The organism is Escherichia sp. WS1265 (assembly GCF_046487585.1).
Classification (GTDB): Bacteria; Pseudomonadota; Gammaproteobacteria; order Enterobacterales; family Enterobacteriaceae; genus Escherichia; species Escherichia coli.
This window is the reverse complement of sequence record NZ_JBJQJE010000021.1, coordinates 68,362-86,931: the sequence shown is the minus strand read 5'-3', so window position 1 is coordinate 86,931 and position 18,570 is coordinate 68,362. Positions and strand designations below refer to the sequence as shown.

Genomic DNA, 18,570 nt, shown 5'->3' with positions numbered 1-18,570 from the left:
CCCTCATTATTTTTTCTTTGGTGTATCGATACAGCATAAAGAAAGCCGGGCCAGGAAAAAATAACAGCAATCAAGGAAAAGGGGAAAATCAGCAATTTTCTGAAAGAGAGGCCCTTTACTGACTGCAAAGGGCATCATGATAAATTAGTTATAGTTAATCTTAAAAAGCACCACTGTATCGAAGGGACCCGCTTCGATGGGGGTGCCGGGAATGGACGAAAGTTCAGCCGTATAGGTTTTTTCGTAGATCAACATATCGCTGGTGAAATCAGCATATTCGCTGTATTTGTTGAAAGTATAGGGTGAAGAATTTTCATCCAGCAAACGGAGCTTCAGTCCATTACCAATCAGCAGTGCTTTATCCTCTTCAATCAATGTTTCTTCGGTATAAAACGAAGAGCTGACCTTAAATCCGTCGGTGCACTGGTCATTTTGTGATTTTGTCGTCTTAATACTGAATGTTTTCGACATTGTGTGGCGGCGAATATCCAGCAGGTTAAATTTACCAAAATCAATCACCTGTGTTTCTGGTGAAATAGAAAAATTGACGCTGCAATCCAGTACACGAATGTTTTCCAGACCAGTAATATGGTATTTCAGGTTTTGGGCGGTAGGGTCTTCGTTAACGCTACCGGCACCATCAAATTGCACGACGATATAGTCGCTAAGCGTACTTTGATAATCATGCGGAGGCATTTCTCGTATTTTGACGTATAACCGCATGCGAGCGAGAAAGGTACGCGACATATGAATATTAGCGGGATCGCCCGAGCAAATTTTGTTCTGCCATCCCATCGCGATGATCTGCTCAGGGGTATAAATGTCAATGTTCTTACTGTCGATACACTGGTTAGTGTCGACGCGGCTTTTTCCCTGGTTGGCGTCATAATCAACGCCATTGTAAGTTACGCCGAGTTGATAATAGCGATCCTGCACCCCCGGGTAGGGGTTTACCCATGCGTAGACATGTTCGCTTTCAAAGTTGCCGTTGGTATTGTTGTCACAATAGACGGGAATTTTAATATCGTCAGATTCCCAGATCTTATCGCCGGGTTTGGCATTACCTGGCACAGCAAAGGGTTGAATCGCTTCCGATTTTTCTACCGTTCCGCCGGAAGTACCAAAATAGCAGTTCAGCGCTAGCGCAGACTTCAATGGCAGAAATAACAGACAGATGACGAGCAACAATCCTTTGCCAGTACTCATTTCTTCGCCTCCACTGCTTGTAAACGGCAATGTCCGTTGCAATTGAGCGTCGTCATGCGTAACGCGCCGTAATCATCCATATAACCGAGATAAAACTGACTGCCGCTATAACTTCCGGTGTTTGTAATTACTGTACTAAAAGGCGCAACTATCACGGTTTTGAAGCCCGGGAGAACACCTTGCTCATTTCGTCCCAGGTAGGCGATTGTCAGGTAATAGCCGGTCGGGTTTTTTAAGTTAAGTTGATTGCCCTGCTGGCTGACTTGTAACTGTAGCTCGACTTTTTCTCCTGCTTTCTTGCGTAACGCGGACGGTCTCCAGAACACCTTGATACGACTCTGGATAGCGACCTGCAGAACGGCATGGCCGCTGTTTTTTTCTGGGGAGGGAGGAATTTCACGCATATTGTAGAAAAATAGCGTTTCGCGATCGCCAGGTAATTTCGCGGTCGAGGCTTGCTTGACTATCCGCACCTGCGTTGTTGCTTTCGGTTCCAGACGTTGTATCGGTGGCAGGGCGACCAGAAGATCGTCGCTTTTCTCCCCTTTTTCATTTTCGAGCCAGGAATAAGCGAGGTAGGGGAGTTTATCGCTACGATTATCCACTCGCAGGCTGGTGGCTTTATCATTAGCGTTAAACACAATGCGAGTGCGATCGGGTTGTAGCGCAGCGTAGCTGCACAGACTGGCAATCAACAACAAAAGGGGAAGTCCTTTCATAAATGTCATTTTTCATTTCCTTAATTAATGACAAGGTAAAATCAGGCGATTTGCGGTGTCTTCCATATGTTCAGGAAGATGGATCGAGCAACGCTGGCTATCACCCCAGATCACGGTAAATTGTTGATTTTCAGCGACTCCACTTAACCAGGCGTGTCCTTCCTCGCCAACCATTCCCACGCTAATGCCGCTATCCTCCTGGCGGATATCCGCACCGAGGGGAGGGAACTGACCGCTGGCGTTGCGAATGATGACGTTAACGTCTTTACCGGAACGGGAAGCCAGCGATTTGTAACCTATCGCGCCTTCAATCCACGTTTCTTTGATAACGTTATCTGCCACTGTTACGCCGTCGGGTAAATCATTCATGTTCACCGCCACGGTGGAAGGCTGATAACTGGAAATCAACGGCACCACCGCAATGCCAAAATGGTTGGTGTAGTCGAGATTGCCCTGAACCGGAATATCTGCCACGCCATCGGTACTGACCATCAGACGTGGTTCATTGGTGGAGCTGCGACGATGGAACGCCGCACCATATTGAGTTGCCGTGAAAGAACCGCTCCAGCTGCTGCTGACGGAACTGTAATCATTGGCGGCATAGGTACCAGAAATATCCCACTCACCCGCTGAACTCAGGTGCTGATAGTTACCGCTCACCTGGGCTCCATTATCCGGACGGTCGGATTGCAGTCCGGTAGACATGCCCCAGCTATTACGTTCATCTAACGTATCATTCCACGACATGCGGTGCGTGGTGCTGTGACTACTGTTTTGCATGTCATAACCGACCCGCCCCCCGTTACCGAAGGGGAGCGAAATCGACAGGTAAATCTGATTGTCGCGATCTTTATCTTCGTAATGGGTTGTATTGAATGACGTCGAGATCGAGATATCTCTCCAGTTACCAATATCAACATTAAAACCCGCCGTGATGTTGGCGGTCGTGGAGGCGTCTGCATTCCACCAGGTTTGATGCAGCAGGTTGGCGTACAGATTGAGGTTCAGTGGGGTAATCGGTTGCCCCACAGATAAGCTGATCGTCTGTTTTTCGTCCTGCGCATCGTTGTCGTTGTATTTGTGATCCAGATAGTTGGCGTAGCTGTGAAAATGACGATCTGAGAAGCGATAAGCGGCGAGCGAAATCGTGCTGTTAGTGGCATCCACTTGTTTGCTGTAATTAAAGCGGTAACTTAAGCCCCGCTCGTCCTGCTGAGTATCAAACTGACTACTGGCCCAGGTGACATCAAACGACAATGCACCAAGCCAGAGCATATTTTGCCCGATACCCATTGCGGCAGAATGGTAGTCGTCACCCGAAATCAGCAGGCCGCCGTGCAGCGAGGTATTTGACAGCATCCCCCAGGAAACTTCATTGCTAAAAAAGGTTTCATTTTCAGTTTGATGTGACATGGAGGGCCGTGGCTGACCCGCGGTCAATTTATAGCGAACCTGTCCCTGGCGAGTCAGGAAGGGCGTCGATGCTGCCGAAACCTGGAAATTGTTCACCCGACCATCTTCTTCCGTCACTTTGACATCCAGCGTGCCCTGAACAGACTGATTGAGGTCATCAATAATAAACGGACCTGGTAGGACTTTTTTCTGGTAAATAACTCGCCCTGAGTGACTCACGGTGACGGTGGCGTTGGTTTGTGCAATGCCGCTGATTTGTGGGGCGTAGCCGCGTAGCTCCCACGGTAACATCCGATCGTCACTTGCCAGTGCCGCGCCGGTATAAGAAAAGCCGTCGAAAATATTGGAACTGAAATCCGTTTCACCAAGGGTTAATTTTGAACCTAATTGCGGTAATGGACGAAAAAGATAGGTGCGCGATATTCCGCCTGACTGGTCATGGTTATCTTCGCTATCGGTCTTATTAAGCTGGTAATCACTGCGTAAGCGCCATGCCCCGGCGTTAATTCCAGCGGTACCGTAGGCGTTCAGGTTAGTGCTGTTGCTACCATCCTGTGGGCGGTAGCTGCTAGCAAACAGGTTGTAGTCCATCAGGACGCCGGCGACACCTTCTTTCCATGTTGAGGGGGGAGTCCAGTTATCTGAGTGCCACGCCAGCCAGGCTTGTGGAATAGTGATATTCAGTTGCTGGCTAGCCTGATCAAAAATGAAGAGAATTTCAGGCCGGGAGCTAAAATCGACGCACTGGTTTAACCGTGGTAACGACTGACGAACTTCAGGTTTTAAACCAAATTTATCTACCAGTAAATCATTAATACACGGAATGGTTTGGTCACCGTTCTTTTTCCAGTCAATTTTTTGTCCGTTACTGATTTGGTTGTTATTTACTGCAACGCTAACAAAATATTCACCGGGAGCAATGCCCCCTTTTTCCTTTAATAATGAAATATCAATGCGATCTCGCATCGATTTATCGAGGACATTCAGGTTGAATTCGACCGCCAATGCGGAAGGTATCGCCATGACCAGGCAGGATATAAAAGAGAGTCGATAAATATTCACGGTGTCCATACCTGATAAATATTTGAAGAAAGGCGGCGATGACGCCGCCAAAGTGATACTTATTTATAATCCAGTACGTAGGTCGCATTCGCCGTAACTGCGCCTGGTGTTACGGGCGTAGCCTGATCAATTTGTTCCATCCACGCAAAGAAATTTAACGTTTGTTCGCTGGAGGTTGGTGCCAGGTCGATATCTGGAGTAGCGGTGCCTAAAACGATATTGCTTTGATCTTTATTCATTAAACGCACGCCGACACCGGTCGCTTCACCCGTGCTGGTGTTGTTGAGAATCGGATCTGCGCCGGTGGTTTTCGCTGAGCTGTCAAAGGTGACTGCAACTTTAGAAATCTTGCCGCCGGAACCGTTGTTGGAGTTTTCCAGATCGCAGTTGACTAAGCGCAGGTCGACAGCAACGGCATCGCTGTGATGCGACTGATTAATGTGGCTGGTGGTCACCTGACCGAGTTCAACCTCTTTATCAATATCATCCTGATGTATTTCACACGGTGCTTCAATAACTTCACCTTTAAAGTGAATTTCACCGGATCCTTCATCAGCCGCATAAACAGGTGCTGTGAATAGCAGAGATATGGCCAGTGCGGCCAATGTTTTTTGTCCTTTAAACATAGCTGAGTCCTTTAAATAATGAGATAGAGTGTTGCGAGGCAAGAATATATTAACTGACAGTTGAATGTATTTGGTTTTATTTAACAATATTAAAAATCTTGTTATATAAAGAATGGAATAATTGAGTGTATAAATTTATTGTTTAATGAGATGAAAGATGGGGTGGGATGGATATGCATAATTTTCATTGGGTTAACAATGCTACCGGCAGGAAAGTATAAAAATAAACTTATCATTCTGCTCAGTATGTGACTTGTCACATTTTTTCACCTTATTAATGGGTATTTGCATCTGGTTTAATTTTTACAATTTATTATGTTCAGCCATATAAAAAAGAACCCGCTCTATTAAAGGCGGGTCCGGAAAGTAAACGGCTTAGCAATCAACCATTAACGCTTGATATCGCTTTTAAAGTCGCGTTTTTCATATCCTGTATACAGTTGACGCGGACGGGCAATCTTCATACCGTCACTGTGCATTTCGCTCCAGTGGGCGATCCAGCCAACGGTACGTGCCATAGCGAAGATCACGGTGAACATAGAAGACGGAATACCCATCGCTTTCAGGATGATACCAGAGTAGAAATCGACGTTCGGGTAGAGTTTCTTCTCGATAAAGTACGGGTCGTTCAGCGCGATGTTTTCCAGCTCCATAGCCACTTCCAGCAGGTCATCTTTGGTACCCAGCTCTTTCAGCACTTCATGGCAGGTTTCACGCATTACGGTGGCGCGCGGGTCGTAATTTTTGTACACGCGGTGGCCGAAGCCCATCAGGCGGAAAGAGTCATTTTTGTCTTTCGCACGACGAACAAATTCCGGAATGTGTTTAACGGAGCTGATTTCTTCCAGCATTTTCAGCGCCGCTTCGTTAGCACCACCGTGCGCAGGTCCCCACAGTGAAGCAATACCTGCTGCGATACAGGCAAACGGGTTCGCCCCCGAAGAGCCAGCGGTACGCACGGTGGAGGTGGAGGCGTTCTGTTCATGGTCAGCGTGCAGGATCAAAATACGGTCCATAGCACGTTCCAGAATCGGATTAACTTCATACGGTTCGCACGGCGTGGAGAACATCATATTCAGGAAGTTACCTGCATAGGAGAGATCGTTGCGCGGGTAAACAAATGGCTGACCAATGGAATACTTGTAACACATCGCGGCCATGGTCGGCATTTTCGACAGCAGGCGGAACGCGGCAATTTCACGATGACGAGGATTGTTAACATCCAGCGAGTCGTGATAGAACGCCGCCAGCGCGCCGGTAATACCACACATGACTGCCATTGGATGCGAGTCGCGACGGAAAGCATGGAACAGACGGGTAATCTGCTCGTGGATCATGGTATGACGGGTCACCGTAGTTTTAAATTCGTCATACTGTTCCTGCGTCGGTTTTTCACCATTCAGCAGGATGTAACAAACTTCCAGGTAGTTAGAATCGGTCGCCAGCTGATCGATCGGGAAACCGCGGTGCAGCAAAATACCTTCATCACCATCAATAAAAGTAATTTTAGATTCGCAGGATGCGGTTGAAGTGAAGCCTGGGTCAAAGGTGAATACACCTTTTGAACCGAGAGTACGGATATCAATAACATCTTGACCCAGCGTGCCTTTCAGCACATCCAGTTCAACAGCTGTATCCCCGTTGAGGGTGAGTTTTGCTTTTGTATCAGCCATTTAAGGTCTCCTTAGCGCCTTATTGCGTAAGACTGCCGGAACTTAAATTTGCCTTCGCACATCAACCTGGCTTTACCCGTTTGTTATTTGGCTCGCCGCTCTGCGAAAGAGGGGAAAACCTGGGTACAGAGCTCTGGGCGCTTGCAGGTAAAGGATCCATTGATGACGAATAAATGGCGAATCAAGTACTTAGCAATCCGAATTATTAAACTTGTCTACCACTAATAACTGTCCCGAATGAATTGGTCAATACTTCCACACTGTTACATAAGTTAATCTTAGGTGAAATACCGACTTCATAACTTTTACGCATTATATGCTTTTCCTGGTAATGTTTGTAACAACTTTGTTGAATGATTGTCAAATTAGATGGTTAAAAATTAAATAAATGTTGTTATCGTGACCTGGATCACTGTTCAGGATAAAACCCGACAAACTATATGTAGGTTAATTGTAATGATTTTGTGAACGGCCTATACTGCCGCCAGGTCTCCGGAACACCCTGCAATCCCGAGCCACCCAGCGTTGTAACGTGTCGTTTTCGCATCTGGAAGCAGTGTTTTGCATGACGCGCAGTTATAGAAAGGACGCTGTCTGACCCGCAAGCAGACCGGAGGAAGGAAATCCCGACGTCTCCAGGTAACAGAAAGTTAACCTCTGTGCCCGTAGTCCCCAGGGAATAATAAGAACAGCATGTGGGCGTTATTCATGATAAGAAATGTGAAAAAACAAAGACCTGTTAATCTGGACCTACAGACCATCCGGTTCCCCATCACGGCGATAGCGTCCATTCTCCATCGCGTTTCCGGTGTGATCACCTTTGTTGCAGTGGGCATCCTGCTGTGGCTTCTGGGTACCAGCCTCTCTTCCCCTGAAGGTTTCGAGCAAGCTTCCGCGATTATGGGCAGCTTCTTCGTCAAATTTATCATGTGGGGCATCCTTACCGCTCTGGCGTATCACGTCGTCGTAGGTATTCGCCACATGATGATGGATTTTGGCTATCTGGAAGAAACATTCGAAGCGGGTAAACGCTCCGCCAAAATCTCCTTTGTTATTACTGTCGTGCTTTCACTTCTCGCAGGAGTCCTCGTATGGTAAGCAACGCCTCCGCATTAGGACGCAATGGCGTACATGATTTCATCCTCGTTCGCGCTACCGCTATCGTCCTGACGCTCTACATCATTTATATGGTCGGTTTTTTCGCTACCAGTGGCGAACTGACATATGAAGTCTGGATCGGTTTCTTCGCCTCTGCGTTCACCAAAGTGTTCACCCTGCTGGCGCTGTTTTCTATCTTGATCCATGCCTGGATCGGCATGTGGCAGGTGTTGACCGACTACGTTAAACCGCTGGCCTTGCGCCTGATGCTGCAACTGGTGATTGTCGTTGCTCTGGTGGTTTACGTGATTTATGGATTCGTTGTGGTGTGGGGTGTGTGATGAAATTGCCAGTCAGAGAATTTGATGCAGTTGTGATTGGTGCCGGCGGCGCAGGTATGCGCGCGGCGCTGCAAATTTCCCAGAGCGGTCAGACCTGTGCGCTGCTCTCTAAAGTCTTCCCGACCCGTTCCCATACCGTTTCTGCGCAAGGCGGCATTACCGTTGCGCTGGGTAATACCCATGAAGATAACTGGGAATGGCATATGTACGACACCGTAAAAGGTTCGGACTATATCGGTGACCAGGACGCGATTGAATATATGTGTAAAACCGGGCCGGAAGCGATTCTGGAACTGGAACATATGGGCCTGCCGTTCTCGCGTCTTGATGATGGTCGTATCTATCAACGTCCGTTTGGCGGTCAGTCGAAAAACTTCGGCGGCGAGCAGGCGGCACGTACTGCGGCGGCAGCTGACCGTACCGGTCACGCACTGTTGCACACCCTTTATCAGCAGAACCTGAAAAACCACACCACCATTTTCTCCGAGTGGTATGCGCTGGATCTGGTGAAAAACCAGGATGGCGCGGTGGTCGGTTGTACCGCACTGTGCATCGAAACTGGTGAAGTGGTTTACTTCAAAGCTCGCGCTACCGTGCTGGCGACTGGCGGGGCAGGGCGTATTTATCAGTCCACTACCAACGCCCACATTAACACTGGCGACGGCGTCGGCATGGCTATCCGTGCAGGCGTACCAGTGCAGGATATGGAAATGTGGCAGTTCCACCCGACTGGTATTGCCGGTGCGGGCGTACTGGTCACCGAAGGGTGCCGTGGTGAAGGCGGTTATCTGCTGAACAAACATGGCGAACGCTTTATGGAGCGTTATGCGCCGAACGCCAAAGACCTGGCGGGCCGTGACGTGGTGGCGCGTTCCATCATGATCGAAATCCGTGAAGGTCGCGGCTGTGATGGTCCGTGGGGGCCACACGCAAAACTGAAACTTGACCACCTGGGTAAAGAAGTTCTCGAATCCCGTCTGCCGGGTATTCTGGAACTCTCCCGTACCTTCGCTCACGTTGATCCGGTGAAAGAGCCGATTCCGGTTATCCCAACCTGTCACTACATGATGGGCGGTATTCCGACCAAAGTGACCGGTCAGGCGCTGACGGTGAACGAGAAAGGCGAAGATGTGGTTGTTCCGGGGCTGTTTGCCGTTGGTGAAATCGCTTGTGTATCGGTACACGGTGCTAACCGTCTGGGCGGCAACTCGCTGCTGGACCTGGTAGTATTTGGTCGTGCGGCAGGTCTGCATCTGCAAGAGTCTATCGCCGAGCAGGGCGCACTGCGCGATGCCAGCGAGTCTGATGTTGAAGCGTCTCTGGATCGCCTGAACCGCTGGAACAACAACCGTAACGGTGAAGATCCGGTGGCGATCCGTAAAGCACTGCAAGAATGTATGCAGCATAACTTCTCGGTCTTCCGTGAAGGTGATGCGATGGCGAAAGGGCTTGAGCAGTTGAAAGTTATCCGCGAGCGTCTGAAAAATGCCCGTCTGGATGATACTTCCAGCGAGTTCAACACCCAGCGCGTTGAGTGCCTGGAACTGGATAACCTGATGGAAACAGCGTATGCAACGGCTGTTTCTGCTAACTTCCGTACCGAAAGCCGTGGCGCGCATAGCCGCTTCGATTTCCCGGATCGTGATGATGAAAACTGGCTGTGCCACTCCCTGTATCTGCCAGAGTCGGAATCCATGACGCGCCGAAGCGTCAACATGGAACCGAAACTGCGCCCGGCATTCCCGCCGAAGATTCGTACTTACTAATGCGGAGACAGGAAAATGAGACTCGAGTTTTCAATTTATCGCTATAACCCGGATGTTGATGATGCTCCGCGTATGCAGGATTACACCCTGGAAGCGGATGAAGGTCGCGACATGATGCTGCTGGATGCGCTTATCCAGCTGAAAGAGAAAGATCCCAGCCTGTCGTTCCGCCGCTCCTGCCGTGAAGGTGTGTGCGGTTCCGACGGTCTGAACATGAACGGCAAGAATGGTCTGGCCTGTATTACCCCGATTTCGGCACTCAACCAGCCGGGCAAGAAGATTGTGATTCGCCCGCTGCCAGGTTTACCGGTGATCCGCGATTTGGTGGTAGACATGGGACAATTCTATGCGCAATATGAGAAAATTAAGCCTTACCTGTTGAATAATGGACAAAATCCGCCAGCTCGCGAGCATTTACAGATGCCAGAGCAGCGCGAAAAACTCGACGGGCTGTATGAATGTATTCTCTGCGCATGTTGTTCAACCTCTTGTCCGTCTTTCTGGTGGAATCCCGATAAGTTTATCGGCCCGGCAGGCTTGTTAGCGGCATATCGTTTCCTGATCGATAGCCGTGATACCGAGACTGACAGCCGCCTCGACGGTTTGAGCGATGCATTCAGTGTATTCCGCTGTCACAGCATCATGAACTGCGTCAGTGTATGTCCGAAGGGGCTGAACCCGACGCGCGCCATCGGCCATATCAAGTCGATGTTGTTGCAACGTAATGCGTAATTAAATGTTGATGCCGGGGTAATCCCCCGGCTATTCAGGAAATCTTTAAAAACTGCCCCTGACACTAAGACAGTTTTTAAAGGTTCCTTCGCGAGCCACTACGTAGACAAGAGCTCGCAAGTGAACCCCGGCACGCACATCACTGTGCGTGGTAGTATCCACGGCGAAGTAAGCATAAAAAAGATGCTTAAGGGATCACGATGCAGAACAGCGCTTTGAAAGCCTGGTTGGACTCTTCTTACCTCTCTGGCGCAAACCAGAGCTGGATAGAACAGCTCTATGAAGACTTCTTAACCGATCCTGACTCGGTTGACGCTAACTGGCGTTCGACGTTCCAGCAGTTACCTGGTACGGGAGTCAAACCGGATCAATTCCACTCTCAAACGCGTGAATATTTCCGCCGCCTGGCGAAAGACGCTTCACGTTACTCTTCAACGATCTCCGACCCTGACACCAATGTGAAGCAGGTTAAAGTCCTGCAGCTCATTAACGCATACCGCTTCCGTGGTCACCAGCATGCGAATCTCGATCCGCTGGGACTGTGGCAGCAAGATAAAGTGGCCGATCTGGATCCGTCTTTCCACGATCTGACCGAAGCAGACTTCCAGGAGACCTTCAACGTCGGTTCATTTGCCAGCGGCAAAGAAACCATGAAACTCGGCGAGCTGCTGGAAGCCCTCAAGCAAACCTACTGCGGCCCGATTGGTGCCGAGTATATGCACATCACCAGCACCGAAGAAAAACGCTGGATCCAACAGCGTATCGAGTCTGGTCGCGCGACTTTCAATAGCGAAGAGAAAAAACGCTTCTTAAGCGAACTGACCGCCGCTGAAGGCCTTGAACGTTACCTCGGCGCAAAATTCCCTGGCGCAAAACGCTTCTCGCTGGAAGGCGGTGACGCGTTAATCCCGATGCTTAAAGAGATGATCCGCCACGCTGGCAACAGCGGCACCCGCGAAGTGGTTCTCGGGATGGCGCACCGTGGTCGTCTGAACGTGCTGGTGAACGTGCTGGGTAAAAAACCGCAAGACTTGTTCGACGAGTTTGCCGGTAAACATAAAGAACACCTCGGCACGGGCGACGTGAAATACCACATGGGCTTCTCGTCTGACTTCCAGACCGATGGCGGCCTGGTGCACCTGGCGCTGGCGTTTAACCCGTCTCACCTTGAGATTGTCAGCCCGGTCGTTATCGGTTCTGTTCGTGCCCGTCTGGACAGACTCGATGAGCCGAGCAGCAACAAAGTGCTGCCAATCACCATCCACGGTGACGCCGCAGTGACCGGGCAGGGCGTGGTTCAGGAAACCCTGAACATGTCGAAAGCGCGTGGTTATGAAGTTGGCGGTACGGTACGTATCGTTATCAACAACCAGGTTGGCTTCACCACCTCTAACCCGCTGGATGCCCGTTCGACGCCGTACTGTACTGATATCGGTAAGATGGTTCAGGCACCGATTTTCCACGTTAACGCGGATGATCCTGAAGCCGTTGCCTTTGTGACCCGTCTGGCGCTCGATTTCCGTAACACCTTTAAACGTGATGTCTTCATCGACCTAGTGTGCTACCGCCGTCATGGCCATAACGAAGCCGACGAGCCGAGCGCAACCCAGCCGCTGATGTATCAGAAAATCAAAAAACATCCGACGCCGCGCAAAATCTACGCTGACAAGCTGGAGCAGGAAAAAGTCGCGACGCTGGAAGATGCCACCGAGATGGTTAACCTGTACCGCGATGCGCTGGATGCTGGCGATTGCGTGGTAGCAGAGTGGCGTCCGATGAACATGCACTCTTTCACCTGGTCACCGTACCTCAACCACGAATGGGACGAAGAGTACCCGAACAAAGTTGAGATGAAGCGCCTGCAGGAACTGGCTAAACGCATCAGCACGGTGCCGGAAGCAGTTGAAATGCAGTCTCGCGTTGCCAAGATTTATGGCGATCGCCAGGCGATGGCTGCCGGTGAGAAACTGTTCGACTGGGGCGGCGCGGAAAACCTCGCTTACGCCACGCTGGTTGATGAAGGCATTCCGGTTCGCCTGTCGGGTGAAGACTCCGGTCGCGGTACCTTCTTCCACCGCCACGCGGTGATCCACAACCAGTCTAACGGTTCCACTTACACGCCGCTGCAACACATCCATAACGGCCAGGGCGCGTTCCGTGTCTGGGACTCCGTACTGTCTGAAGAAGCAGTGCTGGCGTTTGAATACGGTTATGCCACCGCAGAACCACGCACTCTGACTATCTGGGAAGCACAGTTCGGTGACTTCGCTAACGGTGCTCAGGTGGTTATCGACCAGTTCATCTCCTCTGGCGAGCAGAAATGGGGCCGGATGTGTGGTCTGGTGATGTTGCTGCCGCACGGTTACGAAGGGCAGGGACCGGAGCACTCCTCCGCGCGTCTGGAACGTTATCTGCAACTTTGCGCTGAGCAAAACATGCAGGTGTGCGTACCGTCTACCCCGGCACAGGTTTACCACATGCTGCGTCGTCAGGCGCTGCGCGGGATGCGTCGTCCGCTGGTCGTGATGTCGCCGAAATCCCTGCTGCGTCATCCGCTGGCGGTTTCCAGCCTCGAAGAACTGGCGAACGGCACCTTCCTGCCAGCCATCGGTGAAATCGACGAGCTTGATCCGAAGGGCGTTAAGCGTGTAGTGATGTGTTCTGGTAAGGTTTATTACGACCTGCTGGAACAACGTCGTAAGAACAATCAACACGATGTCGCCATTGTGCGTATCGAGCAACTCTACCCGTTCCCGCATAAAGCGATGCAGGAAGTGTTGCAGCAGTTTGCTCACGTCAAGGATTTTGTCTGGTGCCAGGAAGAGCCGCTCAACCAGGGCGCATGGTACTGCAGCCAGCATCATTTCCGTGAAGTGATTCCGTTTGGGGCTTCTCTGCGTTATGCAGGCCGCCCGGCCTCCGCCTCTCCGGCGGTAGGGTATATGTCCGTTCACCAGAAACAGCAACAAGATCTGGTTAATGACGCGCTGAACGTCGAATAAATAAAGGATACACAATGAGTAGCGTAGATATTCTGGTCCCTGACCTGCCTGAATCCGTAGCCGATGCCACCGTCGCAACCTGGCATAAAAAACCCGGCGACGCAGTCGTACGTGATGAAGTGCTGGTAGAAATCGAAACTGACAAAGTGGTACTGGAAGTACCGGCATCAGCAGACGGCATTCTGGATGCGGTTCTGGAAGATGAAGGTACAACGGTAACGTCTCGTCAGATCCTTGGTCGCCTGCGTGAAGGCAACAGCGCGGGTAAAGAAACCAGCGCCAAATCTGAAGAGAAAGCGTCCACTCCGGCGCAACGCCAGCAGGCGTCTCTGGAAGAGCAAAACAACGATGCGTTAAGCCCGGCGATCCGCCGACTCTTGGCTGAACACAACCTCGACGCCAGCGCCATTAAAGGCACCGGTGTGGGTGGTCGTCTGACTCGTGAAGATGTGGAAAAACATCTGGCGAAAGCCCCGGCGAAAGAGTCTGCTCCGGCAGCGGCTGCTCCGGCGGCGCAACCGGCTCTGGCTGCACGTAGCGAAAAACGTGTCCCGATGACTCGCCTGCGTAAGCGTGTGGCAGAGCGTCTGCTGGAAGCGAAAAACTCCACCGCCATGCTGACCACGTTCAACGAAGTCAATATGAAGCCGATTATGGATCTGCGTAAGCAGTACGGTGAAGCGTTTGAAAAACGCCACGGCATCCGTCTGGGCTTTATGTCCTTCTACGTGAAAGCGGTGGTTGAAGCCCTGAAACGTTACCCGGAAGTGAATGCTTCTATCGACGGCGATGATGTGGTTTACCACAACTATTTCGACGTCAGCATGGCGGTTTCTACGCCGCGCGGCCTGGTGACGCCGGTACTGCGTGATGTCGATACCCTAGGCATGGCAGACATCGAGAAGAAAATCAAAGAGCTGGCAGTTAAAGGCCGTGACGGCAAGCTGACGGTTGAAGATCTGACCGGTGGTAACTTCACCATCACCAATGGTGGTGTGTTCGGTTCCCTGATGTCTACGCCGATCATCAACCCGCCGCAGAGCGCAATTCTGGGTATGCACGCTATCAAAGATCGTCCGATGGCGGTGAATGGTCAGGTTGAGATCCTGCCGATGATGTACCTGGCGCTGTCCTACGATCACCGTCTGATCGATGGTCGCGAATCCGTGGGCTTCCTGGTAACGATCAAAGAGTTGCTGGAAGATCCGACTCGTCTGCTGCTGGACGTGTAGTAGTTTAAGCTTCACCTGCACTGTAGACCGACGTGGATAGGGTGTCGGTCTACGGTTTAAAAGATAACGATTACTGAAGGATGGACAGAACACATGAACTTACATGAATATCAGGCAAAACAACTTTTTGCCCGCTATGGCTTACCAGCACCGGTGGGTTATGCCTGTACTACTCCGCGCGAAGCAGAAGAAGCCGCTTCAAAAATCGGTGCCGGTCCGTGGGTAGTGAAATGTCAGGTTCACGCTGGTGGCCGCGGTAAAGCGGGCGGTGTGAAAGTGGTAAACAGCAAAGAAGACATCCGTGCTTTTGCAGAAAACTGGCTGGGCAAGCGTCTGGTAACGTATCAAACAGATGCCAATGGCCAACCGGTTAACCAGATTCTGGTTGAAGCAGCGACCGATATCGCTAAAGAGCTGTATCTCGGTGCCGTTGTTGACCGTAGTTCCCGTCGTGTGGTCTTTATGGCCTCCACCGAAGGCGGCGTGGAAATCGAAAAAGTGGCGGAAGAAACTCCGCACCTGATCCATAAAGTTGCGCTTGATCCGCTGACTGGCCCGATGCCGTATCAGGGACGCGAGCTGGCGTTCAAACTGGGTCTGGAAGGTAAACTGGTTCAGCAGTTCACCAAAATCTTCATGGGCCTGGCGACCATTTTCCTGGAGCGCGACCTGGCGCTGATCGAAATCAACCCGCTGGTCATCACCAAACAGGGCGATCTGATTTGCCTCGACGGCAAACTGGGCGCTGATGGCAACGCACTGTTCCGCCAGCCTGATCTGCGCGAAATGCGTGACCAGTCGCAGGAAGATCCGCGTGAAGCACAGGCTGCACAGTGGGAACTGAACTACGTTGCGCTGGACGGTAACATCGGTTGTATGGTTAACGGCGCAGGTCTGGCGATGGGTACGATGGACATCGTTAAACTGCACGGCGGCGAACCAGCTAACTTCCTGGACGTTGGCGGCGGCGCAACCAAAGAACGTGTAACCGAAGCGTTCAAAATCATCCTCTCTGACGACAAAGTGAAAGCCGTTCTGGTTAACATCTTCGGCGGTATCGTTCGTTGCGACCTGATAGCTGACGGTATCATCGGCGCGGTAGCGGAAGTGGGTGTTAACGTACCGGTCGTGGTACGTCTGGAAGGTAACAACGCCGAACTCGGCGCGAAGAAACTGGCTGACAGCGGCCTGAATATTATTGCAGCAAAAGGTCTGACGGATGCAGCTCAGCAGGTTGTTGCCGCAGTGGAGGGGAAATAATGTCCATTTTAATTGATAAAAACACCAAGGTTATCTGCCAGGGCTTTACCGGTAGCCAGGGGACTTTCCACTCTGAACAAGCCATTGCATACGGCACTAAAATGGTTGGCGGTGTAACCCCAGGTAAAGGCGGCACCACCCACCTCGGCCTGCCGGTGTTCAACACCGTGCGTGAAGCTGTTGCTGCTACTGGCGCTACCGCTTCTGTTATCTACGTACCAGCACCGTTCTGCAAAGACTCCATTCTGGAAGCCATCGATGCAGGCATCAAACTGATTATCACCATCACTGAAGGCATCCCGACGCTGGATATGCTGACTGTGAAAGTGAAACTGGACGAAGCTGGCGTTCGTATGATCGGCCCGAACTGCCCAGGCGTTATCACTCCGGGTGAATGCAAAATCGGTATCCAGCCGGGTCACATTCACAAACCGGGTAAAGTGGGTATCGTTTCCCGTTCCGGTACACTGACCTATGAAGCGGTGAAACAGACCACGGATTACGGTTTCGGTCAGTCGACCTGTGTCGGTATCGGCGGTGACCCGATCCCTGGCTCTAACTTTATCGACATCCTCGAAATGTTCGAAAAAGATCCGCAGACCGAAGCGATCGTGATGATCGGTGAGATCGGCGGTAGCGCTGAAGAAGAAGCGGCTGCGTACATCAAAGAGCACGTTACCAAGCCTGTTGTGGGTTACATCGCTGGTGTGACTGCGCCGAAAGGCAAACGTATGGGCCACGCGGGTGCCATCATTGCCGGTGGGAAAGGGACTGCGGATGAGAAATTCGCTGCTCTGGAAGCCGCAGGCGTGAAAACCGTTCGCAGCCTGGCGGATATCGGTGAAGCACTGAAAACTGTTCTGAAATAAATATCTGTAATAAGAAATAGCCCTCGCCGCTTCCCTCTACAGGAATGGCGAAGGGTTGTCGGTTTCGACATGGTTGGCCATCGTATGATGGCCTTTTTTATGCCTTAAATGTTAACCACGGTCGAAATCTGACCGCTGGCTTGACTGCATGACCACAGCCACTGTGGATTGCCGCAACCGACCGCAAGCCACGAATAAGAACGACGACGAATTTCGAATCGTTACCTGATGCACTGGCTTCCCAGCGTTTGACCGTAGCGTTAAGTAAATCAACAAAAGCGATGTTCACCGCTTATCGTCAAGTCGTGCCATTTGTCAGCCAGGATCGGGTCTTTACCCCGGATATTGCAGCATCGCAAAAATTCTTAGAGGGATATGCTATAAATCAAAAATAAAATCTTTGTTGATTGTTTATCATAATATCCACAGATATGATAAATGATATCAATTTAATAATTTTCACTTAATGTGATTCCGGATAATTCGAAAGGCGCTGTGCTTTTCGGATTATTATTATCTGATTAAGATATTTGTCACGCCAGGCTTACTGGGTTATAAATGTCAATCATGATTCTTATAAATTATTTATTGCTGCTTTGGTTACCATTACTTCGTAATAAGTAATGTATTTTTGATGGTTTAAACTATTTTTAAGGGACGGCATTATGCGAGGAAAAATACCTAAAACGGAGCTGCTGGTGACTTTTGAGGTCGTCGCACGTCATGAAAGTTATACCAGAGCGGCAGAGGAGTTAGCGTTAACCCAAAGTGCAGTATTCAGACAAGTGAGTGCGCTGGAGGAATTTTTACATACTCCGTTATTTTCACACTCTAAAAAACGTATTTTTCTTAATGATGCAGGGAAGTATTACCTGGGGATAGTAAAAGAAACATTAAATAAGCTGGAACGCGATACCAATACCATTATGACCTGGCAGCCTACGGTTCAGGTTATTGAACTTGCCGTGAATCCTACGTTTAGTACCCACTGGTTAATCCCAAATTTACATGAATTCACAAAGTTACATCCCGATATTATTGTTAATATTCATTCTTTAGCTAATAACGGCGATTTTCTTAATCGGGAGTACGATGCTGTCATTATGCGCGAAAATTTTTGCGCGCCCTGGGCGGAAGTAGAATATCTCTTTGAAGAGGAGATTTTGCCGGTATGCAGCGGCAGTTTGCTTGCAATGTCCGATCAAAAACTGTCAGTGGCAGAACTGCTTACAGAGTTACCACTTCTGCATCAAAGTACCCGTATTACTGGCTGGGAAGAGTGGTTTGCCTTATCTGGCGTTAGCAGTCCGCTGGTCAACAACGGACCACGTTTCGATTTGCTTTCAATGCTGATTGCCGCCGTGCGCTCGAATCTCGGCGTGGCGCTGTTACCTCGTTTCGCTATTCAACATGATTTGGATAGTGGCGATATGGTGATCCCCTGTGATGTGCCTATTCGTACCGGTAATCGTTTTATTATGACGTGGCAGGAAGAGAAGTCTGACTCACCGCACTTGCAGCAATTTCGTGAATGGTTGCTGGCGAAATCGGTCGTACCGCAGGAGATGTAA

15 protein-coding genes are annotated in these 18,570 nt (G+C 50.4%); 9 read left to right on the top strand and 6 right to left on the bottom strand.

The genetic code is table 11. The annotated features are described in order from the left end of the window. Positions 1 to 144 precede the first annotated feature (144 nt). The 6 genes from ACJHX3_RS19445 to ACJHX3_RS19420 all read right to left on the bottom strand — a co-directional run bounded on the left by ACJHX3_RS19445 (position 145) and on the right by ACJHX3_RS19420 (position 7,012). Complete coding sequence (locus ACJHX3_RS19445) at positions 145 to 1,206, bottom strand: fimbrial protein (protein WP_024044165.1); 1,062 nt, start codon at positions 1,204 to 1,206, stop codon at positions 145 to 147. Next, complete coding sequence (locus tag ACJHX3_RS19440) at positions 1,203 to 1,934, bottom strand: molecular chaperone (protein WP_024044164.1); 732 nt, start codon at positions 1,932 to 1,934, stop codon at positions 1,203 to 1,205. Before ACJHX3_RS19440 ends, ACJHX3_RS19445 begins: the two co-directional genes overlap by 4 nt. Positions 1,935 to 1,949: 15 nt before the next feature. Next, complete coding sequence (locus ACJHX3_RS19435) at positions 1,950 to 4,409, bottom strand: fimbria/pilus outer membrane usher protein (RefSeq protein ID WP_072146591.1); 2,460 nt, start codon at positions 4,407 to 4,409, stop codon at positions 1,950 to 1,952. A gap of 50 nt (positions 4,410 to 4,459) precedes the next feature. Further along, positions 4,460 to 5,026: a fimbrial protein gene (locus ACJHX3_RS19430; RefSeq protein ID WP_001558845.1), complete on the bottom strand. Its 567-nt coding sequence runs from the start codon at positions 5,024 to 5,026 to the stop codon at positions 4,460 to 4,462. A gap of 389 nt (positions 5,027 to 5,415) precedes the next feature. Next, positions 5,416 to 6,699, bottom strand: coding sequence for a citrate synthase (gene gltA / locus ACJHX3_RS19425; protein ID WP_000785834.1), 1,284 nt, complete (start codon positions 6,697 to 6,699; stop codon positions 5,416 to 5,418). Between the two features lie 205 nt (positions 6,700 to 6,904). After that, positions 6,905 to 7,012 (bottom strand): hypothetical protein, encoded by a 108-nt coding sequence (locus ACJHX3_RS19420; protein WP_001305582.1) that lies wholly within the window; start codon positions 7,010 to 7,012, stop codon positions 6,905 to 6,907. Positions 7,013 to 7,392: 380 nt separating this feature from the next. On the opposite strand from ACJHX3_RS19420, the gene sdhC reads away from it, so the two are divergent. From sdhC to ACJHX3_RS19375, 9 genes are all read left to right on the top strand, one after another. Then, positions 7,393 to 7,797, top strand: coding sequence for a succinate dehydrogenase cytochrome b556 subunit (gene sdhC, locus ACJHX3_RS19415; protein WP_000263347.1), 405 nt, complete (start codon positions 7,393 to 7,395; stop codon positions 7,795 to 7,797). Next, positions 7,791 to 8,138: a succinate dehydrogenase membrane anchor subunit gene (sdhD, locus tag ACJHX3_RS19410; protein WP_000254365.1), complete on the top strand. Its 348-nt coding sequence runs from the start codon at positions 7,791 to 7,793 to the stop codon at positions 8,136 to 8,138. Before sdhC ends, sdhD begins: the two co-directional genes overlap by 7 nt. Next, positions 8,138 to 9,904: a succinate dehydrogenase flavoprotein subunit gene (gene sdhA / locus ACJHX3_RS19405; RefSeq protein ID WP_000775540.1), complete on the top strand. Its 1,767-nt coding sequence runs from the start codon at positions 8,138 to 8,140 to the stop codon at positions 9,902 to 9,904. Before sdhD ends, sdhA begins: the two co-directional genes overlap by 1 nt. A 15-nt stretch (positions 9,905 to 9,919) precedes the next feature. Then, positions 9,920 to 10,636, top strand: a complete 717-nt coding sequence (gene sdhB / locus ACJHX3_RS19400; RefSeq protein ID WP_001235254.1) for a succinate dehydrogenase iron-sulfur subunit SdhB — start codon at positions 9,920 to 9,922, stop codon at positions 10,634 to 10,636. 200 nt (positions 10,637 to 10,836) lie between these two features. After that, positions 10,837 to 13,638 (top strand): 2-oxoglutarate dehydrogenase E1 component, encoded by a 2,802-nt coding sequence (gene sucA, locus ACJHX3_RS19395; protein WP_001181473.1) that lies wholly within the window; start codon positions 10,837 to 10,839, stop codon positions 13,636 to 13,638. Positions 13,639 to 13,652: 14 nt separating this feature from the next. Further along, a complete protein-coding gene (gene odhB, locus ACJHX3_RS19390) occupies positions 13,653 to 14,870 on the top strand; it encodes a 2-oxoglutarate dehydrogenase complex dihydrolipoyllysine-residue succinyltransferase (protein WP_000099823.1) in 1,218 nt (405 codons plus the stop codon). A 93-nt stretch (positions 14,871 to 14,963) separates the two neighbouring features. Beyond that, complete coding sequence (gene sucC, locus ACJHX3_RS19385; protein ID WP_001048602.1) at positions 14,964 to 16,130, top strand: ADP-forming succinate--CoA ligase subunit beta; 1,167 nt, start codon at positions 14,964 to 14,966, stop codon at positions 16,128 to 16,130. Next, the gene (gene sucD, locus ACJHX3_RS19380) at positions 16,130 to 16,999 is read left to right on the top strand and encodes a succinate--CoA ligase subunit alpha (RefSeq protein ID WP_000025458.1); all 870 of its coding nucleotides are present in this window, start codon (positions 16,130 to 16,132) and stop codon (positions 16,997 to 16,999) included. Before sucC ends, sucD begins: the two co-directional genes overlap by 1 nt. A gap of 665 nt (positions 17,000 to 17,664) precedes the next feature. After that, entirely contained in the window at positions 17,665 to 18,570 is a 906-nt protein-coding gene (locus ACJHX3_RS19375) for a LysR substrate-binding domain-containing protein (protein ID WP_001214260.1), read from the top strand.